Here is a 23,649-nt window from a genome sequence, read left to right as displayed (position 1 = left end):
CGGAGCCGGTTCGGTGCTGCTTAATCACGCATGACGATTTTGAGAGAGACCGGCGTTTGTGCGGGCGGGCCATGCCAGTTCAGCGCCAGAAACTGGCGCGGAATGGAGACCGGGTTCGGGAAAGGGTCTATTTGCCTACTGGCCAGGAAGACTTGCGATGCCGGTGCAGATAATGTGAAGGCACTGGCCTCACTCTGGAGCGCCATCGCGAAACTGTCAGCACAATGCGGACAATCCTCATCGCAGGGCTGCTGACCTGCATGGTCCTCATGCGTTGCGTCGTGGTTGGAATGCGAAGCGTGGACGTCATGCGCCCCGGCAGCGGATTGATGGAGGCTCGATGCACCGACATGAGACAGACAGGCGCAGGCTTGGCCGATCCCGAGGATCAGCGCGATTGTAACGATCATTGCCTGTTTGCCGAAATGCTTCATCGGATGCTTGACGCTCCTTCCAATAGCCATGATATACCCCCTATAGGTATGAGGTCAAATCATGAAATCGCAACGCACGATCACGAGACTGAGACGGATCGAGGGACAGGTTCGCGGCATCACGAAGATGCTGGAAGAGGATCGCTACTGCATCGACATCCTGCACCAGATGCAGGCGGTCAAGGCCGCTTTGGCGCGGGCCGAAAGCGAAATCCTGAAAGACCACGCTTCCCATTGCGTCGAAGATGCGATCCGCTCGGGCAATAGCGAAGAACAACGTGGCAAGGTCGCTGAACTGGTCGATCTGTTCGACAAGCTAAAGCGGTGAAAGTTGCTGTAATACTCAAACCGTTCGTCTGCCGTTATTTCTAATCCCGAGCTTGTGAATCTGGTTTTTGCCCACTTAGATAAAGCTAAATTTGAAACACCAAAGCACAAAAGTTTGCATTCTCACGGCATGTCAATTATATTTATCAGTATGGATTTAGTATTGGATGCACTGCAGGCATTTAATTTTTTGGGCGAGTTTATTTTGATCTATGCTGCCTTAGTTGCATTAAAAAAATACTCTTACTGTCTTAGAATCTAAGGACACTAAGCTATTAACGGTGTCCATCAATATCTGAATGAAATTTTAGCTAGGGAAAGATGCTTACCATTCAACGCTGAGGTGTAAGATGGTAGCAATCCTAGCTCATATACTGAGACGTCGTTATTGATTTGCCTGAAAGCTCCATCTTTTGTCGCGCCCAGAATTGGCCATTCGACGTTAGAAAATGACTTTAATAGGTCATAATCATTTTCAAGGCTTACTAAATAAAGGGATCGCAGATAGCAGCTAGTGCCTGTGATCGAATATAGATTCTCATTTACACGTACTAAGCCGGTACAGGCATCACATCCCATATATAAGATAATGTCTTCTGCCCCCGGCAGGTCAGTTAAATATCCTCTTTCAATAAATTCCCAGATAGCCCATCGAGCGAAGATTCCGGTCGTCAATGCAACTGGAATTCCTTCATAGGTGCGGGACAGATCATAGACAGTAAGCGGCTCACCATGCTCTAACACCGTTCTCGTGAAGGATTTTCTATGATCTGCCAAAGATCGCGAGCCCGGTTTTTTCATGACCTGCCAATAAGATCGTACACGTAGCTCGTTCAGGGTGGCGATCTTTGGTCTTCGCCCGTTAAGCTCCTCCACTATTTGTACTTTTCTTTTACTCAGCCTTGTTTTCGGTGTCATCCATCTGCAAGCTCGCCTAAAAGCACATCGAAGAATGCCGCATTTCTTTTCTTCGCATCATCTAGAAGTTTATCGTAGCCCATAACCTCTATGAATATATCTTTTTTAGCATGATACATGTAAAAGCCCTTTTGGTCCCAAGAGTCATGCATGTCATGGTTTTCGCACACCGTTCTGAGGGTAGGCTCCACATCCGCGACGACATAGGCATACAGCCGCACACCATCGGGCACAGCTATGGTTCGGCCTGATTTTGTTATCAAACGACCTGTCGAACGAATTTTTACGGCAGTTTCGATAACCTGCTGGATCGGATCTCTCTTGGGGTCGGCGTAGCTATAATCATCCCGTCCCGGCTTTTTGAATTCAATAAGAACAACTGTATCTTTGTCTCCTTCACGATAGATCGAGCAATCATCGAACATCACTAGATCGGCAACCTTATCTCCTTTCTGCCTACGCTTTCCATGGAGCGTACGATCGCTTGAACAGTATGAAAAAAACGCGAGCCTCTCATCCAATAGCCAAAGGTTATGCTGATAGAATTTCGTAGAATCGCTATCTTCATGGCGTGGGTGGACGAGGTCGTGAAAAACATCCTCCAGGCTCATTTTTCCATCGTCTTGAAAGCCAAGAACCGCTTCTGCGAGCTCAATAACGGACCTTCTGTGTGCTACATACGATGCGAGGGCATCCTTATTTTCCTCGTCAAGCTGCTCAGCTATTTTTTCACGCATCTCAATCAGCTTTTCAGGAGCCTTCAGGCCTTCCTCAAACTCTTTTTGCCAATTTCTCTGATCGCGAAAACGCTGAAGCGCAAGATCGGCAACAAAATTCTCAGCTTTCCAGTTCATCGGTTTATTGCTGACATAGTCAGCAATACTTTTTCCGTTGAGCGCGCTTCGAAGAAGCGGGTTACGTACAATTGCTTTTGCTACACCGCCTGCTTGGGATGCGCGATGGCGTTGTACAAACTCGGACTCTATGCCCAAGATGAAATCTGTTACGCGGTCGACTATCGCATCAATTTCTTCATTTGTAGCTTCAATCTCTGTCCGCGCTGTGTTCGCTCGTTCGTCTAAGAAATCACCACTAATAGAGGCAATGTAAATTTGCTTAGAACCATCAGGAGCATCAAAATGTGCGTTTCCTATTTTTCCTGATATTTTACGCCCAGTACCAATAATTCGCCCATCTGCAAAGAGCAATGCCATATGCTCCTTGAAGAGCTTTTCACGCTTAACCTTCGTAATGTCGATTCTAAATTCTCTTGTTTCCGTACCGAGATCAATGTCGACAGTTTGTTGAATCTCAGGGCTAAAAAATTCAGCAAAATGTGACCTGGCATCGAATTTTGCGCCATCAACCGTAATTGCTAAATCAGGCATATCGCCAGATAAGAAGAATGGCAAAAAGTAGCGAATTGTGCGTTCGACTATCTCTTCACCTTCTAGTGATTCAATTATCTTATCGAATTCCGCTTTCGGGTATTGATATCGCACCACACATCCCTGATCAAAAGGCAAAGTCGGTGGATTAAGGGGTGAATCCAGTATTTGTGGTTCTTGATATATGTTGAAACCAAATACCCTTGTGACAGTATTATTTTCAACTTTAAATTTGGAGGTGTAAATTATATCTTCAAAGACTTTGAAGGCGATAAATCGACCAAAGCCCTTGCCGCCTTTTTTGAGGCGGTATCCAGTAAACGGCGTGAGAAAATATGCATAATTTTCTTTGTTCAGGCCTAAGCCATTATCGGCAATGACAGCTTCAAAATTGCCTGTTGAGATCGAAACGCGAACTTGTCCCTGACTAGAAACATCATCTCCCCACCGGCTCTGGGTAGAATAAATAGCGTTTGATATTGCTTCATAAATAGGTAGAAGAAAGTTTTCATCTGTATGCTTATAATTTGTTCTTTCTAGAACGGCAGGCATGTCTGCAGGTTTTAGATAATCCAATTGCCTTCCCCATTATCTTGTTATCTGGCGGATAAATATACACAACCCTACCTAGAAACAAAACATTGAGATTTGTGTGATCGCGATATGCCTTAGCCATTGGGCGCGCCCTTCGGGCCGGGCTCTCGTGAACCGGGCCCGCTTGTGGCGATCCCGGCCATTCGGCGTCGATCCCTCGCGCTTTCGGGGGCCAGCCCCCCGGTCGCTTCGACAAAAATAGAACGCAGATTTTCCTGCTTTCCGGCGTGCCTTGGAAAGACAAGAAAATTGCGCCGATTTTTGCCTTCCGCTCCCACCCCCCGCTTTCGCCAAGGGGCAGAGGGTTGCATGCGCAACCCTTATCCTGACGGGAGGTATTCATGTCGATCACACTCTTTGCCCAGCCCTATGACCTTGCGGCCAATGGCTTCTATTTTTCATCTGCCGATGAGTTTTCGGAGAAAGCGGCGACGCTCAGGAATGATCACGGCCAGAAGGTCGAGGAGTTCGAGATTCAGTTCATCGACGGCGAGGCTATCGATGCGGCCTTTGCTGAGGCGTGGGGATTGAGCCAGGGCACTCTGGCGCGGTTCTTTGAGCTTGCCGGGGAATGGGACGAGCAGGAGAAGCAGCGTTTCATCATCGCGGTGAGCGAAGTCGGCTATTCCTTCGATCCCGACAGCATCGGGTCGGAGGATTTCGAGATCGATATCTATCATCTCGGCAGCCTGAAAGAGCTGGCCGAAGAGTTCATCGCCGAAGGGCTGTTCGGAGAGATTCCCGATCATCTGACCAATTACATCGATATCGACGCCATCACCCGTGACCTGTCCTTTGATTACACCGAGACCGATATCGCCGGAACGCGGCTGATCTATCGGGCGAATTAGGGAGGGCAGTCATGAGCATTTCCCTTCCCCCGAACGAGACAGGATATTGCCCCGGTCATCCTTGGTATTATGTGCGCGGCGGGAAAGTCCTGAGCCTGAAGCAGATCAGGTTTGAAGCCGAGCAGAACAATTATCGCGGCTATATGCCGGACAGGCTGGACGAGATCGACACGAAGCCGGAGCCGAAGCGATCCCATAGCCTGCGTCAGCTTCGCGAGAAAGTCCGTGAAGACCTGAAACGCGATGTGTCCGGCTACAGGAAACAGGTCAATCGGTTGCGGCGCTATCGCGATCACGGGGCATTGGAAGAGGCGCAAGGGTGCAACGATGTCCATACGGCCATCAGCCTCAAGCATAATCATCTCTATAATGACTTCGCGATCCTGCGCGAGATCGAGACGATGCTGACCAAGCAGCGCGATCTGTTCGACCTGTAGGCCGGATTACCCGCCACATGCATCAGCGCTCGAAATCCGGGCCGCCGCGTTTGCGCGGCGGCGAGGCGCGAGCGGGCGCGGTGTCTCGCATTTCCCGATAGTGCGTCCAGTCATCGCGCAGGCTTTGCCTTTGAGTTTTCAATGCCTCGATCTGTTCGCGCTGCCGGTCTTTCAGGGCGCGACGCTCGGAGAGGTGCGCGAAGACGAGCCGGTCTTTTTCCTTGCGGTCGCGCTTCTCGCAGGCGAGTGTTTCGCGTTCATTCTGCTTGGTGATGGTCCTATGCTCGCCGCGTAGCCGATCCCATAGACCGCGCAGGCCCTTGCGGAATCGCGCCTGCCTTGCTTTGGCTTCCTCGATCCGGCGTTGTTCCAGCTTTTCCTGAAGCGCGGCCCGTTCCTGCCGTTGTTTGGCGATGAGCGCTTCGCGCTGCTTTGCCTGCACGGTCTTGAGCGTGGCTGCGCGATCTGTCAGCTCGCCCGACCAGCGGTCGAAGGCGGGTTTCATCTCCTTCGCATGGAGGGACATCGCCTCTTCAATGCTTGGCAAGTCTCCGGCTTCGCCGAGCTTCTCGCGGACGGCTTTCGTTTTCACCCCGACCCAGCGGGCAATGGCGTAGGGCTCGCCGTGGCGATCTACGGCTACGAAGCCGCGACGGTCGCCGCGTGCGAGGATCAGACCTTGTTCCTTCAGGGCATGAGTGAAGGAGGCTCTTGAGTCCGAGATCGCCCAGCTTTCCTGTAAGACAGCCTTTATTTGCCGGGCATCCTGGCCCCGGCGCTTGGCCTGCTGCCATTCTTCCAGAGTGAAATTTTTGGGATCGCTGGGTTCTTCGTTCAGGAAGCCGCGCGGCATCTGCCAGCCATGTTCAAGGTATAGTTCGCGGGCGAGGGCATGGAGCTTGTTCTTGTGGAAGTCCATCGGGATAACCTTCAGCGCTTCGCCATTGACCCGGCTCCAGACGGCATGGCAGTGCCGCCGGCCTTCCTTCTCATGGAAGACGATGGCGCGGGGCTGATCCGTCAGGCCCAGTTCCTTTTCGACGCGGACGATTGCGCTCTCGAACTCCTCGGTTCCCACATGTTCGTTTTCAGGCGGATTCAGGCTGAGACTGAACAGGTACTTCTTCGCTTTGGTGGCCCGTGACAGGGCATGGGCCTCCTTGAACGCACCATGCAAATCACTGGCGGCAAAGCCGCGCAGCTCATGCACCTCAACATGATCGTTTTCTTCCTTGAGTAGATGGCGGGCCAGATCCTGCCCGCCGCCGCGTGAGTTGCCGACGAGGATCATTTACGCCTCCCGGATTGGCCGAGCGCCTGAACGAGAACCGCCCGCATCTCGGCGACCTCGGTGCACGCTTCCCTCAGGCAGGATGCCGTTTCATCATCAATGGGCAGCGTGCCCATATGTGTCGCCTTGGCCAGTTGGTTGAGATTGTTGGCGATGTTTGAATGCATGAAGTGATGCAGCACGAGTGCCAGAGCCTCATGGTCCTTGATCACTTTGGTGCCGCGTGTGCGGTGCTTCGGAACATCGTCGCCAAACAGGCAAAGCCTGATGTAGGCGCTCAGGGTGAGTTGCCCGGCGTCCCGCTCCAGCCTTTCACGCTCTTCCGGCGTCATACGCAGAGAGAGGGGCGGAGGATATTTCGGCTTGGATTTCGGTGGCTTGCTGGCGGCTTCTTCGAAGGCGTCAGATACCGGGGTCATGGCTGCGGCCCCAGATCGTCATGCTCCAGCGTCTTCAGGACCTCGTTCCAGCGCCCCAATTCCTCGAATAATTCAGGCCCGCAGGAGTTGGAACATTCTCCTGTGAGGTGCGCCATTCCTGTGCAAAAGATGGAACCAGCTGGTTTGCGCCTGAAAAGGCGCTTGCTTGCTCTAGTAAGGCTGCCTTCGGGCCGGAAATCCGGATTTCGTTTTCGCTCACCCTGATATCACTGATGATCGACTGGATATAAGCCTTGGCGAATGCGGGGTTTGACCTGTCCCGCAAGGCGGTGCTGACGGCACGGCCAAACCGATCGATGGCAACATCATCCAGCCTGTCGCAAGGTGCGGCGCGTTGATCTTCGACATAAGCAATCTGGCGATTGAGGGTTTCGATGCCGTCCTGCAGTCCCTTGATATGGGCCGAAAGGCTTGCGTCCATCGCCAATTCACCTGTTCCGATGAGGCGGTAGAGCTCCTGCACTTGGCTTTTCGCCTTACGTCGGTCCCCGTCGAGGCGCTTGGCGCGCGCTCCATATTCTTGACTGCGTTCGCTCGCTCTGGCGACAAGTGTCTCTGTCAGCTTTCTGAGCCTTGCAGGATTGAGAAGCTTTTCCTCCAATGTGTCGATAACGGCATCATCAAGCCGCGACATCGGGATTGAGACACCGGAACAGCCGGTTTCGCCGGTGTCGGATTTGCGCGAACATTTATAGTAGTGATACTGACCGCTTTTGCCGGACTGCTTGCGCAAGGGTGATCCGCACTTCGCGCATGTCGCGATACTAGTCAGCAACACATCGCTGCGGACAAGGCGCGGTGGTGTCTTTAAGGGATGCTGACGGTCGAGCTTTTCTTGAGCGGAATAAAAAACTGCATCTTCGACGATGCGCGGCATTTGGAACGGAACCCATTCCTCTTTAGGGCGCTCAACACCGCGCCGTGAATCGCGCCGATTGAAATAATGTTCGCCAATATAGGCGGGGTTTCTCAGGATCTTATCGACAAACTGGACACGGAATGCTTTGCCAGCGCGGTTCACAAAGCCGTTCTCGTTTAGCCAGGAAACCGTCTGCTTGACGCCGAGCGGGCCTGATTTCCCGTCGCCATAAAAATAAAGTCGGAAAACAAGTCGGACGATCTCCGCTTCTTGCGCATCGATTTCGATTTTCTTCTTGGCCCGCGCGCCGCGTGTTTCAGCGACATAAGTCCTATAGCCGAAAGGCGGTTGTGCGCCATTCCAGAAACCCTGACGGGCGTTTTCGATCATCGAGCGTGAGACATGTTTGCTAGTCTCTTTCGACTGATATTCATCGAAAGCACCAAGCATGGTGCGCATGATATCGGCGGTGTCGCCTTCACCGACATCTTGGGTGATAGAATGAAGCTGAATATCATGGTCTTTCAACATCTCGGAATAGACTAGGAGATCGCGCGTGTTTCGGGCAAAACGTGACTGGCTGTGCACGAGCACCGCATCAACCGGATGCGAGCCCAAAGTACACTCTCGTATCATGCGCTGGAATTCAGGGCGCTTGTCAGAACGGGCACTGACCCCAGGATCGATATAATGTTGCGTAATTGCATAATCGCGTGCCCGCGCATATTCCTCGCATCGTGAAATTTGGTCAGGGATAGACAATTCTCCGGCGGCCTGTTTGCCGGTAGAGACGCGGGCATAGATAGCGGCTTTTTTCATTCCGGTATCCTGTCAGTTGTCACCTGAATTGTCATTGGCGGCATTTTTGATCAACGTTGCGATGTCACCTGAAAAATAGGTTTCCAGGATTTGAAGCTCTGACAGCGTAATTGGCAAGTCCTGCGTCACATCGCAGACAATGTTAAGATCGCTGAAATTGTCGTTGGCGGGCGGCGGCAGCGGTTTGTTTGGGGCATGTTTTGGCATCGATTAAACTCCTTTTCGATGCCACCAATGCAATCAGCTTATAGCCCTCTGTGCACGTCATAACACTATCAGGATTTCATGGCATATTTGCTGGCATTTCATGGCGCACTCACAAGAATGGAGGCTTTCATTCCGACCTATTCCCGTGAGGGAGAAGCGGCATTAGAAGCCTCGTTGGCGCGCTTTTCCCATTCGTTGCGTTGTCCGATAACGTAACGCATCGCCGTTTTTATCTGCGCCTCGGGAATATTCGGGTCCAAGTGACACGCTACACTTTGAACAAACTCATATGCTTCTGTCAGCGGCTGACCTTCATGGTGATCGAAGCTGAATTTTCGTCCTGTATTCTCTGTCCAAAAGATGGAAAGTCGAAGGACGAAATCTCTCAGTGCCGAATTTCCCTTCCGACCTTTTGGGGGCTGCATCATGGTGATATGGTCTTCCACGCCGGTGCGCAGCAAACGCAACAGTCTGACCAGTTCGAGATAATACGGGGCGGCTTGTGATTTCTGAAATTCTGTGACTTTGTGAAATGTCGTTTGCGGTGGTGGTTCCTGTGCCCGTATGGCAGCGAATTGCATCAATGGCGCGAGACCGTAATTCTCTTCCGTTTCCAGCGCTTCGCCAAAGCGGTCAATTTCGGCGAGAATTTTCTGATATTCCTTTCTCTCCGCTGCGCGCAATTCATCCAGATTATTTTTGCATTCGGCCAGATACAGACCGCCAATACGGATTAATTGGTGCCGCAACGACTCCAGGTCGGTATCAATCTTGTACGAGCTCGCTAGATCGCGCACGAAATCTGCAGAAAAGATATTTTGCGAAATCTTAAAAGGATCGCTTTGGCTACAGCTTGTCATTTTCTGTCTCGCGGTTGAGCCGATTTCGGTTGCTTTTCTTTTTATCAGTTTCAGGCTTGGTAACCGTGCGCCTTTTTAATCCCAGTTTATCCGCGATAGTGGCTTGCTCAGACTTCGCGCGCTTCCTATCAGCTTTACTGTCGCTTTCGACGCGACCCGACGCCCCGTCCAATTGAGCGACCGCGAATTCTGACAATATACTTTTGAGGGTACCGCTACCTGCGCGCATTGGGCCGGCGTCGTTAAGTGCAATGTCGAGAAGTGTGGCAAAAGTAATTTGCATCACGCTACGTGTTTCGCCCGAGTCAATATCAGTGTCAGGAATGTTTGACAGGATTTCTGCCGCCTTCTCCTCCACAAATTTTCGATAGTCTACTAGGGGCTGCTTGGTGGATGCGTTAGTCATAGAGAGCTTGGTCGCCGCCCGGAGAACGCCGGCAGTTTCCGACTCTCCAAAAGTCTCGACCAAATGGTCAATCAGTTTTTTGACGGCGCTGTCTAAACTAACGTCTCTTTCCAAGCTTTCGAAGAATTGCTCAGTGGCCCCGGTAAGACGCCGAAATGTCTGTCGGATCACAAAATCGAGGAAAACTGTCTTATCGGGAAATCGGCCATAAAAGGCTCCGACCGAACATTCTGCGCGCTTTGCCAGCCTGGCAATGGACATCTCGTCCATATCCATTTCAGTCAGCATGCCGCAGGCCTGCCGATACAGGGCACGGGTCCGTTGGTCCTGCATAGTGCCGGATACTGGATCCTTCTTTTTTCTTCCCGATTTTGAGAACACCAAACTTCCTTATGAGACAGATATAGAATCCGAATTCGTATTCTACGTTAGAAACCTCTTCAGGTAAATTGCCTTTCGAAACAGGGCTTTTTCTCCAAAACTTACAGGTGTAGAAAATAGAAATGACACCTGAGGAGGAAGCCCGGCACAAGATCGACAAGCTCTTGATCGCTGCAGGGTGGGAAATACAGGACCGGAAAGACTTTGATCGCACGGCAGCGTTGGGCGTTGCGGTACGGGAGTTTGCGCTTGGTCGGGATGAAGCCGATTACCTGCTATTCGTTCGGGGTAAGGCAGCGGGTGTTATCGAGGCTAAAAAGATCGGCACGACACTTTCCGGCGTTTCCGAGCAGTCCGACAGATACATGGCGCAATTGCCGGATCATCTGGCCCGCTGGCAGGATACTCTTGTCTTTGACTATGAAAGCACTGGCGAGGAAACGATCTTCAAGGACATGCGCGACCCGCATCCGCGTTCCCGACGCGTCTTTGCCTTTCACAAGCCGGAAACCCTGTTGAAGTGGCTTGAAGCTGCCGCGTCATTGCGCGCCCGTCTGGAAGATATGCCGGCGCTCCTGACCGAAGGGCTGCGAGACTGCCAGATCGAAGCTATTGATGGGCTGGAAAAATCCCTTGCGGAGGCCCGACCGCGCTCCCTGATCCAGATGGCGACCGGTGCCGGCAAGACATTCACCGCCTGCTCCTCTTCCTGGCGCCTGCTGAAACATGCAGGCGCGAAAAGAATTCTGTTCCTGGTGGATCGGGCTAATCTTGGCCGGCAGACCTTGAAGGAATTCCAGGAATTCGAGCCACCCGGTGCCGGTAATCTTTTTACTGACGTTTATATTACCCAGCATTTGCGATCCCCTCGCTTCGATCCAGACGCGAAGGTGGTCATCACGACGATTCAACGCCTCTACTCGATGCTTCGCGGTGAGGAGCTGGAGGAAGGCGCTGATGAACAATCCGGTTTTGAAACATGGGAAGTGGAAGATGGCGATATAAAGCCTGTCGCCTATAATCCCGATATCCCCATTGAAACCTTCGATTTCATCATTACCGATGAATGCCATCGGTCCATTTACGGGCTCTGGCGGCAAGTGCTCGACTATTTCGATGCCTTCATCATCGGCCTGACGGCGACGCCAACCAACCATACGCTCGGTTTCTTCAACCAGAACCTTGTCGCCGAATATCCTTATGAGCGGTCCGTCGCCGACGGTGTCAATGTCGGTTATGAGGTCTTTCGGGTGCGGACGAAAATTGGCGACCAGGGCTCGTTGATCGACAAGGGCTATACAATCCCGGTGCGCGACAAGCGCACGCGCGCGACCCGTTATCGCGAGCTGGAAGACGATTTCGACTATTCTCAGAATGAACTCGACCGGTCCGTCACGGCGCGCAACCAGATACGGACAGTTCTGGAGACATACCGCCAGTCACTCTTTACCGAGCTTTTCCCTGATCGGTCGGGTGAATGGGTGCCCAAGACGCTGATCTTCGCCAAGGATGACAACCATGCAGAGGAAATCGTCACCATCGTTCGCGAGGTTTTCGGCAAGGGCAACGAGTTTGCCAAGAAGATCACCTACAAGACCAGCGAGGATCCGCAGGCCCTGATCAAGGCTTTCCGCGTCGATCCGTTCCCTCGCATTGCCGTGACTGTCGACATGATCGCGACCGGCACGGACATCAAGCCGGTAGAGGTCGTCATCTTCATGCGTGATGTGAAATCGTCGGGCTATTTCGAGCAGATGAAAGGGCGCGGCGTGCGCACCATCGATGATGGCTCGCTGGCGCAGGTCACGCCGGATGCCGGCACGAAGACCCGCTTTATCCTTATCGACGCGGTTGGCGTGACCGAGAGCTGCAAGTCTGCCTCCCAGCCGATGGAACGCAAACGCGCGCTCGGCTTCGACAAGCTGCTGGAGCAGATCGCGCAGGGCCGCAGGGACGAGGACGCAATCTCTTCTCTCGCGGCGCGCCTTGCGGCCCTCGACCGCAAGATCGAAAAGGAGGATTCCGACAGGATCACGGCAGCCACTGGCGGTGACAGCCTGCGCGCGCTGGCGAACCGCCTGCTCGATTCGATCGATCCGGATGTGATCAAGGCACGGACCGGTTCGTTTGCCGGTGAGGAAGCCATGGCGGAAATCGCGGAGCGGCTGCAGGACGAGGCCTGCAGACCGTTCAACAATCCGAAGACCCGCCAGCTGCTGATCGATATCAAGACAAAGGCCGATATCGTCATCGACGAAATCAGCCCGGACGAGACCGTCAGCGCGAGCTTCGACCTGCGCGAGGCGCAAAAACGGATCACCAGCTTCAAGGCCTTCATCGAGGAGAACCGCGACGAGATCACCGCCCTGCAGATTCTCTATAACCAGCCGGTCGGCAGGCAACGGCTAACCTATGCCCAGATCAGGGAGCTGACGGCAAAGCTGGCCGACCCGCCCCATTACCTGCAGGTCGCCGATGTCTGGCAGGCCTATCGCCGGATCGAGGAGGCAAAGGTGCGCGGCGCGCCCGCCGACAGGCTGTTGACGGAGGTTGTCGCTCTCGTGCGCTTCGCCCTGGGACAGATCGACTTGCTTGAGCCGATTTCGGTTCAGGTCGAGCGGCGATTCAATCTATGGATCGGGCGACAGAAGAAAGCGGGCATCGACTATGCTCCCGAACAGATGGAATGGCTGATGCTGATCCGCGACCATATTGCCGCCAATGCCGAGATTGCTGCCAGCGACCTGATGCAGAGCCCCGCCTTTTCCGATCGGGGTGGCGTCGTCAAGGCACGCGCCTTGTTCGGGCAGAAGCTGACCGGCCTCCTGGATGAGATGACCGAGGCGCTCGGGGCATGAGTGCGGCGGCGGCAGAAAAGACAAAGGCCGAAGAATTGGACGAACGTGACAGGCTTTGGTCAGTATCGACCATAGGTGAGGTGGCCGAAGTCAATCCGTCCAAAGCCAAGATCAAACTCGACGACGATGATACTGTCAGCTTCGTCCCAATGGCGGCGGTAGAGCCGCTTTCAAATACAATTGACCTCTCTGAAACACGCAAGTTCGCTTCGGTGAAAAAGAATTTTACTCGTTTCCTTGAAGACGATGTTCTTTTTGCAAAAATAACTCCGTGTATGGAGAATGGGAAGGTTGCAGTTGCAAAGGGGCTTCATCAGGGAAGAGGCTGCGGTACTACCGAATTTCACATCTTACGCCCGACTGAAGCGATCATCTCAAAGTATCTATTCTATTTTGTCGTGAGCGATAAATTCCGCAATTTGGCCAAACGGAATATGTCGGGAGCGGTGGGGCAGCAGAGGGTCCCCGCCGACTTTGTTCGCAATTCCGAAATACCCATCCCTCCCCTGGCAGAGCAAAAACGCATTGTCTCGAAAATCGACGAGCTGTTCAGCGATATCGAAGCGGGGGAGCGGGCGTTGCAACGCGCGCGCAAGGCGCTGGAGCGTTATCGCAGATCGGTCCTGAAAGCCGCCGTCACCGGCGCGCTGACCGCCGATTGGCGCGAGAAGAACCGCGACAGGCTGGAGCCCGCCGACAAGCTTCTCACCCGCATCCTCGACGCCCGCCGCACCGCCTGGGAAAAGGCCGAGCTGGCAAAGATGAAAGCGAAGGGCAAGGAGCCGAAAGGCGATGCCTGGAAGAAGAAGTATGGTGAAGCTAAACCTCCAAAATACGAATTCAATTCCACATTGCCAATTAGCTGGTTGTGGCTTTCGTTCTCTACTATTGGCAATGTGTCTGGTGGGCTAACAAAAAATAAGAAACGAAATGAATTACCTCATACTCGCCCATATCTCCGGGTAGCTAATGTTTATGAGAATCGTCTCGATCTAACTGAAATCCATAGTATTGGAGTAACGGAACGAGAGCTTGAACGAGTGGAACTCCAAAGGTTCGACCTGCTCATTGTCGAAGGTAACGGTAGCAAAGAGCAAATTGGGCGGGCGGCTCTTTGGGATGCTTCGATAAAAGGCTGTGTCCATCAAAACCATCTAATTAAAGTGCGCTTCTCTGATTCCATAACTTCGCGTTATTCAATGGTTTGGTTGCGTTCTCCATTCGGACGAACATTGGTGGAAGAAGTTGCTTCATCCACCTCGGGTCTTCATACGCTAAGCATCTCAAAGATAGAGCAGCTGCCTCTCGCATTCCCCCCCCAAAAAGAGCAAGAAGAAATACTATCCCGCGTCGAGGAAGCTTTCAGCAAGGCCGATCGTGTCGCGGCGGCGCTGGACGAACAGGAGCGCGCCGCCAAGGCGCTCAGGCAATCCATCCTCAAAGCCGCCTTCGAAGGCCGCCTCGTGCCGCAGGACCCGGATGACGAGCCCGCCGAAAAACTCCTTAAGCGGATCAGACAGGAGAAGAAAGGCTGAACATGAGCGCACGCGTATTCATTTCCTATTCTCATAAGGACGAGGCCTTGCGGGATGAACTGGAAGTTCATCTCGCCATGCTCAAACGCCAGGGGCTGATCGATGTCTGGCACGACCGTCGCCTCACGCCAGGCGATCATCTGGATGATAGTGTTTCCCGAGAACTGGATGACGCCGATATCGTACTGTTGCTGTTGAGCCCGGATTTCCTCGCCTCGGACTATTGCTACAAGATCGAGAAGGCCCATGCGCTGGAGCGGCACCGCGAGGGAACGGCCCGCGTGATATCGGTCGTGCTGCGCCCCTGTGACTGGACGCATACCGATCTGGGCAGATATGTCCTGACCCCGAAAGATGCACAACCGATCACGCGCTGGCCCGACAAGGACGAAGCCTTCCTCGACGTGACGCAGTCCATCCGCCGTGCCATCGAGGAAATCGGCAAGGCGAGCGCACCGGCCAGCCCGCATCGGGCGATTGAACCGAAACCGGTTCCCGCTGCGGTTCTGCCCCGATCCTCCAACCTCCGCCTGAAGAAACAGTTTTCCGACGCTGATCGGGACGCCTTTCGCGAAGAGACTTTCGAGTTTCTCGCGAAGTTCTTCGAGGGATCGCTGGAAGAGCTGCAAAAACGCAATGATGGTATCGAGGGCCGGTTTCGCCGGGTGGACAGCAACAAGTTCACCGCCGCGATCTATCGCACCGGCACTAAGATATCATCCTGCACGGTTCGACTGGGCGGCATGTTCGGCGGTGGCATAGCCTATGCCGAGGGTGACAATGCCCGCGATAACACGAGCAACGAAGAACTCAGCGTCGAGAATGATGATCAGAGCCTGTTCCTGAAACCGATGGGCATGAGTTTCATCATGCGAGGCGACTCGGAAAAGAAACTAACGCAGGAGGGCGCTGCGGAATTGTACTGGTCAATGCTGATCCAGCGACTGCAGGGCTCACAGCGATAATATTAGGGGGGAAATGACATGACAGAACCGGCACTGGCGCGAATCGAGGCGGGAGAGAAAACGCTCGCAACTGTATTTAGCGATGCCTATGCCTTCAGCATCCCGCCCTATCAGCGCCCCTATGCCTGGGATGTGGAGCAGGCAAGCGAACTACTGGACGATTTGATTACTGCGATGAAGCCGGAAGGCGGTGCCGACGGGCTCTATTTTCTCGGCAGTATCGTTCTCGTGAAAAGCCCGAACGGTACCGATGCAAAGGTCGTTGACGGGCAGCAGCGTCTGACGACGTTCACCATCCTGTTCAGCGTTCTTCGTGACCTCACTTCAGACCAAGAGAAGCTCTACAAGCGCGAGTCCTACATCAAGCAGGCTGCGGACACGGACAAGGGAATAGATGAGAGATTGAGACTGCTCCTGCGCAAGCAGGATCAACCGTTCTTCGAGAAGACGATCCAGAATCGCGGTGCGACAAACGACCTACCGCCCACCGGTGGGCTCGATGACAGCCAGGTGAGGATCGTGGAAAATGCGGCCTATTTTCGGCGGGAATTGGAGGGAATGGACGAAGATGACCGCAACCAGCTGATCTCATTTATTCTCAGAAATTGCTTTCTTGTCGTTGTCGAGGTGCCGACAGATCGCGCAGCCCGGCGAATCTTCACGGTGCTGAATGCGCGCGGTCTGGACCTTTCTGCTGCAGACATTCTCAAAGCCGGGCTACTGGAGCATGCGGGAGCGAGGAAGGAAGAGATGCTGGCGTCACGTTGGGAGGAAATCGAACTTGCCCTGGGGCGGAGCAAATTCGTCGACCTCTTTGTCCAGATCAGGATGATTTACCAACGCGAAAAACCGCGAACCTCTCTGGAGGAAGGTTTTCCGCAATATGTTACCCCGTTCCGGGAACAGCCTTTGACTTTTATCGATGATGTGCTGGAGCCCTATTCCGATGCGCTGTTATTGGTCGACGACAAATCGGACCTTGAAGAGAGGTTGGGCGCGAAGTCGGTGCGGCTTATTCGGTCTTTGGAGCGGCTGGATAACAAGGACTGGCTGGCTCCTCTCATAGAAATGTTCAAGCAGCTTTCAGAAGGGACTGTAGATGGGGACTATGCAACCGATTTCCTCTTCAAGCTGGAGCGGTTGGCCTACTACCTCTTCGTTACTCGTGCCGACATCAATACCAGGATTTATCGCTATACGGATGTTCTAGAGGAGCTTGACCCAAAACGGGGAAAGACTCGGGGAACAGGGGGCACCGAGCTTTCAGACGAGGAGGTTAATCGTTTTCTCGAAGCGCTGGATGGCGACATCTATTCCAAGACAAGGGTGGTAAAGCCCTTACTACTACGCTTGGACCAGGCTTTGTCCGACGGCACAGCGACTTATGAACTCCCGATTATCTCTGTAGAGCATGTCTGTCCGCAAACGATCAAAACTGAAAGTGAATGGGAAAGCTGGTTTCCGGACGAAAAGGTACACCAGAAATGGCTACACCGCCTTGCAAACCTTGCGCTACTCAGCAAGAGAAAAAACTCCTCAGCCAGCAACTGGGAACTGGAAGTCAAAAAGACCAAGTATTTTACCGAGAATGAAACTACGCCATTCGTTCTGACGGCACAGTTGTTGGCTGTTGACGAATGGACCCCTGAAGCTCTCCAAGCGCGTCAGGCGTCTTTGCTCAAACAATTTATCAAGGAATGGGATTTGGGTGAAAATGCCTACAACGTCTATAGGAAATGGAAATTGATCGGCTAGTTATTCGATCTCTGAAGGATTATTATGGCTAAACATGACGATCTTGTCGCCAAGGTCTGGAATTACGCGCATGTGTTGCGCGATCAAGGCGTTTCCTATGGCGATTACCTGGAACAGATCACCTATCTCCTGTTTTTGAAGATGGATCAGGAGCGGGATCAATTTCTTGATGAGCCTTCCATCATTCCAGCAGAATATCGCTGGGACGTACTGGCCGCACTCGACGGCGAAGCATTGGAAAAGAAGTATCGCGAAGCTCTCGAAACTCTGTCGAAGAAGTCCGGACTAGTGGGAACGCTGTTCCAGCGCGCCCAGAACAAGCTTTCTGATCCGGCGAAACTAACGCGCGTTGTCTCGCTCATAAATAAAGAAACCTGGATCGGCCTGGACGTTGATACCAAAGGCGAGATTTATGAGGGCCTTCTGGAGCGCAATGCGTCCGAGGTGAAATCCGGGGCGGGACAGTATTTCACCCCGCGACCTGTGATCGATGCAATTGTCGAGTGCGTGCGCCCGAAGATCGGCGATACGATTCACGATCCGGCCTGTGGCACCGGTGGCTTTATCTTGTCGGCCTACGCTTTTCTCAAAGACAAGACGCAAGGGGATCGAAGCCTTATCAAAAAGCTGCGGGAAGACACCTTCTCTGGCGCGGACATTGTCTCCGATGTCGTGCGCCTCGCGGCGATGAACCTGTATTTGCGGGGACTGGGAAATGGTGAAAGCCCGATTGTACGGCGGGACGCGCTTTCAGAGGCCTACGGAAGCTATGACATTATTCTGACTAACCCGCCCTTCGGCAAGAAGTCGAGCTACAAGATCATTGGCGAAGAGGGTGAGGTAACGACAGAGCAGGAAACTTACGAGCGTGACGATTTTAAATATACCACCTCGAACAAGCAGCTGAATTTCCTGCAGCACATTATGACCATCATGAAGGCAACCGGCCGGGCAGCGGTTGTGTTGCCGGACAATGTGCTTTTCGAAGCTGGCAATGCCGGCGAAGGGATAAGAAAACGCCTCCTGCAGCACTTTGATTTTCATACGCTGCTACGTTTGCCAACCGGCATATTCTATAAGCCTGGCGTGAAAGCCAATGTACTGTTTTTCGACAAGCACAAGCCACGAGAAGATGGGGAACCCTGGACGAAAGCCTTGTGGATATATGATCTGCGCACAAACAAGCACTTCACGTTGAAAAAGAACCCTTTGGGCGCATCTGATCTCAAGGACTTTATCGATGCTTACAAGGCCGGCAAAATTGGGAAGCGGGAAGAGTCAGAACGATTCCGGGAGTTTTCCTATGATGACCTTATAGCTCGCGACAAAACAAACTTGGATATCTTCTGGCTAAAAGATGACAAATTGGAAGACGTCGATAGTTTGCCGGACCCGGATATCCTGGCTGCAGAGATTGTCGAAAATCTGCAAGAGGCTCTAACGCATTTTCAGGAAGTGGCTGAGGAAGTCTAGAAGCTATCCCATTTATTTTGGGGTGTGAAGTGAACGTCGATACATTTTCCTTGAGTGCCAAGGAAGTGAGCAAGCACAGACGATTAAATCTTTCAAATAAGGAATGACAGAATCGCTATGTCAACGAGTGAGCCAGAAAACTCAGGTCAGTCCGTGCGTGACCCAGCCCTATAAGTCCGCAACTAGCTCTTGCGAGGGGTTGCAAAGCCTAGAGTGCGTTTTTTCTGCATAGTGGTTCGGAAATCTGTTTTTCTGCGATGTATCGAGAGAAGGAACCGCTCATTCCCCGCGGAATTTTCTTCTCGGGATCATCCACGACCAATCCATTAAGCTGTGTCAATTCATCATCGGTCAGTGGTCTCTGCAATCCGGACTCGAGGACGGTCCTAAATGCACTGGCTTGCTCAGCCGATAGTCCAACTGTTTTTCCCTCTACCTGGTGAGGCGATAATGTGAGTTCGACGGGATTTGCTTCAAATCCCCAATCCGGATGCTCCGATGACTGACGAGCCTGCACTCTATCTACCGACCGGTCGATTCTGGCGGTCGCACTTTTAGGCATTTCTTCTTGTAAGTAGCCAAGCTGGAATGTGAAGGTATCGCGTACAGTCTGTTCGGGAATAACCGTAATCTCGGCTTCGCATACGAGTTTTTCTTCTTCGGTCGGGCACAATGAGCCAAGCAGTGTACCTTCGTTCTTCTCGCACCACGCCACCGGATCACCCTGCAGGGCTTCGCACTCCCGCTTCGCCTCCTCATAGCGCATTTGCTCGTTCTTGCTAAAGATAGAAGTGACGCCAGCGCGGGTCATTTCGAAGAAACTATCGCAGTTAAGGTCACCAGCGTCCCAAGCGGCGCCGCCACAAACTGATCTGCGACCTGAGAAGTCATACCATTCCCCATTGCCTTGCTGAGCGAGTTCTCGTTCACCAGCTGATAATCCGCCGAGAAAGCATGAGATGTCACCCAGCATTTCCGGCGAATTGACAAACAATGCGTGGTTTCTTCCAATTTGGAACGGCTGAGAAAACAGTGATGCATCTACTGTTTCATGGGAGAATCTGACCTCTCCACTAGCGCTCTCAAAGTAAAACGGTGTTTTGTAACTTTCTCCGCCATGGCGACCAGCCCTTGCTTCACCGTTTAAAACAGAAGAAAGTGTCAGGATGAAGTCTTCTTCATTTGTATACAATGTCGTGCGATTCTCTACACCCTCATCGCCCGCCCCTACTGCAAGCGTATTGTCTATGGTGCCTGTTACATTTTTATACGACGATAGGCCAATATCGGCACCATAATAGACGACGTTGAGTTCAATCGCGCGGCCCGGATACTCTGTTGTAAGCCAGTCGGTGAACTCCGGCAGAGCCAAAGCAGTTACTTTAGCGCCCATCGAGTATCCGATGATATTGATGCGCTCCACTTCGGTACCAGCAACAATGCGCTTCAGATAGGTTTCAAGGCCTCGCTTCGCGATAGCCGCCCGACACGTGGATACAAGATAGCGATCTATCGTACCGTCCCAGGCAGCTAGGCTAGCGTCTACGGTGCCTGCGACCGCCGCTATCGCCACGTTCTTTTTAAAGCCACTAACCACTGGCATGTCGAGCGAGCTTGCTATTACAGCTTCAATCGATCCTTCATTGACACAATATGGTCCGGCTTCGCCGCCAAATTCATCATAGATTTCGCTGGTCACTGAATAGGTAGTTTCTGCAGCGCCTAATCTTTTGTCTTGCGCTCCAACCACTTGAAGGCCAGCGCCCTTCAAGAAGGCAGGCCCGATTTTGGAATAGTCCATTCTTTGCGTCGGCCATGTATAGAGCATCGGCTGACCCAAAGCATACGGTGCTTCATTGCCGACAGCATCCCGCTTGTCAAAGTTTAGATCAGCAGCCAACCGTGCTGTTTGCCGGACATTCTGTTTGTAGTCGGAATCAAATCCATGGACAAATAGGAGGGCTGCTTTCTTTTCTTCTTGATCGGTGGCACCGAGAAGTTCAGCTTTTTCTATTAGATCCGATGAAAGCGCGTCAAAATACTTTGTGTTGACAGTTATGTCCCCTCTTTGGGCGATATCCACATTATGGATCACAACATTTTCGTACTGAAACTTTGCACGGATCATCGCGTCAAGATCAGTTCGGCCTTCGCTGGGTTGCTGCCGTTTGGCCTGGTCCTTTTTGTTCAAATGGGGCATGAAGACTATGGCCCGGCCCATCACCAATTCATCAGTGTACCCGATCTCAAATCCATCGGAAAACAAGACCGCTTCTTCCTCGCTCTCTTCTGAAACGTACTGCCGTAGCCCTTGCAGACCATCGACATCCAGATCGTCATGAAGCGTTTGCCCTGTTAGCGCCCGGGCGCTAGCAAAATACACACTCACACAATCAAAATTATCGCCCGGGGATTTAGCCGTTTCGCAAGTTTCCGCCGCCCTTGTCACGGGCCTTGTCATGAAGAACGCCACGACAACCATTAGTATCAGCAGAAAGATGATGAGGGCGATCAAAATGCCCCGGCGCTTTGGTTTAACAGTTTCCATGACTTCCCCTCTTCGAAATACCGTCTTTACGGACCTCGCCTACGATGCCCCGAGAAATGAGAAAGCTCACAACTTTGATCGGCAGCAAAGGCCTTACGCCTTGGGCATAGCTGATTTGAAACGATGAAATTCCCCGCTTTGGAATACACGACATAGGCGTGAATATACCCTCGGTTGTGTAATCTAAGAGATTAATGTGACAGTAATGTGTAGGGTGCCCCCGTTACGGTATCTGGCTCTACGCGCAAGCGCCTTTTGGCGCTCGCTTACCGAGCCGCGTAACCGCTGCCTCGGCCATTCGGGGTCAATTCCTGGCGCAAGAACGCTTACGGCTTCTTCCTGGGCGCGCTGAGATAAAACGTGGCAGGTCTCCCGAGGCTCAGCCCTATGATATCGTTGCCACCGGCAGGGTCAGCAGCTAAGTCCTCAGCGTGACCTCCCAGTACTCTTTTTCATCCTCAACGGTGCGCCATTCCTTTTACATGTCATCGACGAATGAAGACACACCGCCATTCTGGCGTACCTTGAACTCGGCATAATCAGAGACCTGATATTCCGGTGATTTGACAGTAGATACTGTTTTGAAAATAGCCTCCACCGTATCAGGGGTCACCGTAAGGTCGATATAGCCGTGGCCTTCCCCCGAAACGAAACGCACGCCCCGGTTATCGGCGATCAGGCTTTGGGCATATTCCGACCCCTTTCCGCCATAGCTTCCCGGCGAGAAGGCGGCGCTGGCAGTGACGGAATGCACGCCGAGTTCCACGCCGACATTGCTGCCATTTGCGTCTATTAGGTCGTTCGCCCACCAGGCATGCGTATCTCCGGTCAGGACCACGACTCCGCTGTCGAATTCACGGGCCAGTTGGTAAAACCGGTCGCGGGCTGCCGGATAGCCGCTCCAGGAATCAGGGGCGATTGGTAGACGGTAGGCCGAGAAATCAACGAAAGATTGTGCGCCGGACCATTTTTCCGTCATCTGATCGATTTCCTGCGCGTCGAAACGATCATTCAGATCCGGTGTCGTGACATTGGCCATAAGCACCTGATTGGCAATCAGTCGCCAGCTGTGGCCCGTCAGTGCCGAAGCGTCCCACTCCCGGCGAAGGAATCGCATTTGCTCAGCACCGAGCATCTCGCGGTCGTCCTTCCACAGAATATCACGCTCGAATGCTGCGACTTCCTCAGATGACTGCAGCGCGCGCATGGCGGAATAGCTTATCTGCTCGTCTCGCGCCATCAGGCGCGTTTCCAGCGCGCTGAGGTGCAGGAGTGTTCCGTACGAGAAGGATCGATAGAATGCCTCGGGCGGTGTCGCTGGCTCACGAACAGGCATCCATTCATAATAAGCCTGCAGGGCAGCACCCCGGCGCTCATCCCAGTTGCCTTCTTCTTTTGCCTGATGATTGTTTGCGCCACCCTTCCATGAGTTATCGGCGACCTCGTGATCGTCCCATATGGGTATCAATGGGTGTTTCCGGTGCATCGCCTGGCTGGCAGGGTCTTGTTTATGCTGGGCATGGCGCTGGCGGTAATCTTCAAGAGTGAGTATCTCGTGCTCAGGTAGGTGTTTGCGCCCGATGTCCTCTCCGGCCTTGCCGCCATACTCGTATATGTAGTCGCCCAGGTGAAGGACCGCGTCGAGGTCGTCCTGCCGGGCAATTGCGTCGTATACGTTAAAGAAGCCGGACGAGTAGTTCGAGCAGGACACAACGGCAAACCGTGCCTTGTCGACATCTCCTGCCGGCAGTGTCCTGGTCCTGCCGACCGGGGAGGCATTATCCAGCGTCTTGAATTGGTAATAAAAAGTCTGGCCGGGCTGGAGGCCGTCGATGAGTGCCTTTGCCGTCCAGTCCCTGTAGGGGCCTGTCACGATCTGGCCCGTGGAAACGACATCCTGCATCTTGGAATCTTTTGCAACGGTCCACCTTACCATGCCCGGCTGGCGCGACGCCGTCGGCGAGACCCTGCTCCACAGAACAACGGAGGTCAGGCCCGGGTCGCCCGATGCCACGCCATGCAAGAAACTGCCGGCAACAGGCGACGCGCTTGCCAGTCCCGTACCGGTTGTGGCGATCGTGCCGAGAAGAGTTCCAGCCCCGCCAAGTGACAGCAGCCGACGGCGGGAAAAAGTCGAGCTCATGATATTCTCGCTTGATTTTGTGGATGCGTTGTCAGGGTAAAGACTGGTGAGGCTGCAAAATCCGCTAGTCACCTTTTGGAAAAACTGCAAAAAATCTGGATCGTGTCGCAGGTGCTACATAAACTTCTGTTTTTCCTGATTTTTTCTTGTTTGTACCACT

General features: G+C 53.0%; 19 protein-coding genes. 8 read left to right on the top strand and 11 right to left on the bottom strand.

What is annotated here, in order from left to right; all coding sequences use genetic code 11:
* Window positions 1-20: 20 nt before the first annotated feature.
* Window positions 21-464 (bottom strand): hypothetical protein, encoded by a 444-nt coding sequence (locus FF098_RS17410; protein WP_155142978.1) that lies wholly within the window; start codon window positions 462-464, stop codon window positions 21-23.
* A gap of 31 nt (window positions 465-495) precedes the next feature.
* On the opposite strand from FF098_RS17410, the gene FF098_RS17405 reads away from it, so the two are divergent.
* Entirely contained in the window at window positions 496-762 is a 267-nt protein-coding gene (locus FF098_RS17405) for a metal-sensitive transcriptional regulator (RefSeq protein WP_155142977.1), read from the top strand.
* Between the two features lie 287 nt (window positions 763-1,049).
* On the opposite strand, the gene FF098_RS17400 is transcribed toward FF098_RS17405, so the two are convergent.
* Window positions 1,050-1,679, bottom strand: coding sequence for a hypothetical protein (locus FF098_RS17400; protein WP_155142976.1), 630 nt, complete (start codon window positions 1,677-1,679; stop codon window positions 1,050-1,052).
* On the bottom strand, window positions 1,676-3,643 hold the full coding sequence (locus tag FF098_RS17395) for an ATP-binding protein (protein WP_155142975.1): 1,968 nt from the start codon (window positions 3,641-3,643) through the stop codon (window positions 1,676-1,678). Before FF098_RS17395 ends, FF098_RS17400 begins: the two co-directional genes overlap by 4 nt.
* Window positions 3,644-4,002: 359 nt before the next feature.
* Between FF098_RS17395 and FF098_RS17390 the strand changes: the two genes are divergently transcribed.
* Both FF098_RS17390 and FF098_RS17385 read left to right on the top strand, forming a co-directional pair.
* Window positions 4,003-4,512 (top strand): antirestriction protein ArdA, encoded by a 510-nt coding sequence (locus tag FF098_RS17390; RefSeq protein ID WP_155142974.1) that lies wholly within the window; start codon window positions 4,003-4,005, stop codon window positions 4,510-4,512.
* Between the two features lie 11 nt (window positions 4,513-4,523).
* On the top strand, window positions 4,524-4,949 hold the full coding sequence (locus FF098_RS17385; RefSeq protein ID WP_155142973.1) for a hypothetical protein: 426 nt from the start codon (window positions 4,524-4,526) through the stop codon (window positions 4,947-4,949).
* Window positions 4,950-4,971: 22 nt separating this feature from the next.
* On the opposite strand, the gene FF098_RS17380 is transcribed toward FF098_RS17385, so the two are convergent.
* The 6 genes from FF098_RS17380 to FF098_RS17355 form a co-directional block, all read right to left on the bottom strand.
* Window positions 4,972-6,240, bottom strand: a complete 1,269-nt coding sequence (locus FF098_RS17380; RefSeq protein ID WP_155142972.1) for a relaxase/mobilization nuclease domain-containing protein — start codon at window positions 6,238-6,240, stop codon at window positions 4,972-4,974.
* On the bottom strand, window positions 6,237-6,659 hold the full coding sequence (locus tag FF098_RS17375) for a plasmid mobilization protein (RefSeq protein WP_155142971.1): 423 nt from the start codon (window positions 6,657-6,659) through the stop codon (window positions 6,237-6,239). The genes FF098_RS17380 and FF098_RS17375 overlap by 4 nt, the downstream gene beginning before the upstream one ends.
* A gap of 34 nt (window positions 6,660-6,693) precedes the next feature.
* Window positions 6,694-8,358, bottom strand: a complete 1,665-nt coding sequence (locus FF098_RS17370; protein ID WP_155142970.1) for a recombinase family protein — start codon at window positions 8,356-8,358, stop codon at window positions 6,694-6,696.
* A 12-nt stretch (window positions 8,359-8,370) separates the two neighbouring features.
* Window positions 8,371-8,565: a hypothetical protein gene (locus FF098_RS17365; RefSeq protein ID WP_155142968.1), complete on the bottom strand. Its 195-nt coding sequence runs from the start codon at window positions 8,563-8,565 to the stop codon at window positions 8,371-8,373.
* A gap of 137 nt (window positions 8,566-8,702) precedes the next feature.
* Window positions 8,703-9,425, bottom strand: coding sequence for a hypothetical protein (locus FF098_RS17360; protein WP_155142965.1), 723 nt, complete (start codon window positions 9,423-9,425; stop codon window positions 8,703-8,705).
* Window positions 9,412-10,212 carry a TetR/AcrR family transcriptional regulator gene (locus tag FF098_RS17355; RefSeq protein ID WP_155142963.1) on the bottom strand — a complete coding sequence of 267 codons (801 nt, stop codon included), beginning with the start codon at window positions 10,210-10,212 and terminating at the stop codon, window positions 9,412-9,414. The genes FF098_RS17360 and FF098_RS17355 overlap by 14 nt, the downstream gene beginning before the upstream one ends.
* 122 nt (window positions 10,213-10,334) lie before the next feature.
* On the opposite strand from FF098_RS17355, the gene FF098_RS17350 reads away from it, so the two are divergent.
* From FF098_RS17350 to FF098_RS17330, 5 genes are read left to right on the top strand one after another with little or no spacing between them, the layout of a single operon-like run.
* Window positions 10,335-13,070 (top strand): type I restriction endonuclease subunit R, encoded by a 2,736-nt coding sequence (locus FF098_RS17350; protein WP_155142962.1) that lies wholly within the window; start codon window positions 10,335-10,337, stop codon window positions 13,068-13,070.
* A complete protein-coding gene (locus FF098_RS17345) occupies window positions 13,067-14,605 on the top strand; it encodes a restriction endonuclease subunit S (RefSeq protein ID WP_155142960.1) in 1,539 nt (512 codons plus the stop codon). Before FF098_RS17350 ends, FF098_RS17345 begins: the two co-directional genes overlap by 4 nt.
* A gap of 2 nt (window positions 14,606-14,607) precedes the next feature.
* Window positions 14,608-15,570: a toll/interleukin-1 receptor domain-containing protein gene (locus tag FF098_RS17340; RefSeq protein ID WP_155142957.1), complete on the top strand. Its 963-nt coding sequence runs from the start codon at window positions 14,608-14,610 to the stop codon at window positions 15,568-15,570.
* 18 nt (window positions 15,571-15,588) lie between these two features.
* Window positions 15,589-17,325, top strand: a complete 1,737-nt coding sequence (locus FF098_RS17335) for a DUF262 domain-containing protein (protein ID WP_155142955.1) — start codon at window positions 15,589-15,591, stop codon at window positions 17,323-17,325.
* Window positions 17,326-17,349: 24 nt separating this feature from the next.
* Window positions 17,350-18,798, top strand: coding sequence for a type I restriction-modification system subunit M (locus FF098_RS17330; protein WP_155142953.1), 1,449 nt, complete (start codon window positions 17,350-17,352; stop codon window positions 18,796-18,798).
* Between the two features lie 208 nt (window positions 18,799-19,006).
* Here FF098_RS17330 and FF098_RS17325 read toward each other — a convergent pair whose 3' ends face one another.
* Window positions 19,007-21,346: an alpha/beta hydrolase gene (locus tag FF098_RS17325; RefSeq protein ID WP_155142951.1), complete on the bottom strand. Its 2,340-nt coding sequence runs from the start codon at window positions 21,344-21,346 to the stop codon at window positions 19,007-19,009.
* Between the two features lie 478 nt (window positions 21,347-21,824).
* Entirely contained in the window at window positions 21,825-23,489 is a 1,665-nt protein-coding gene (locus FF098_RS17320; protein ID WP_155142949.1) for an alkaline phosphatase D family protein, read from the bottom strand.
* Between the last annotated feature and the right edge of the window lie 160 nt (window positions 23,490-23,649).

The organism is Aquisalinus luteolus (assembly GCF_009712425.2).
Lineage (GTDB): Bacteria > Pseudomonadota > Alphaproteobacteria > Caulobacterales > Parvularculaceae > Aquisalinus > Aquisalinus luteolus.
This window is presented reverse-complemented; position numbering and strand designations above follow the sequence as displayed.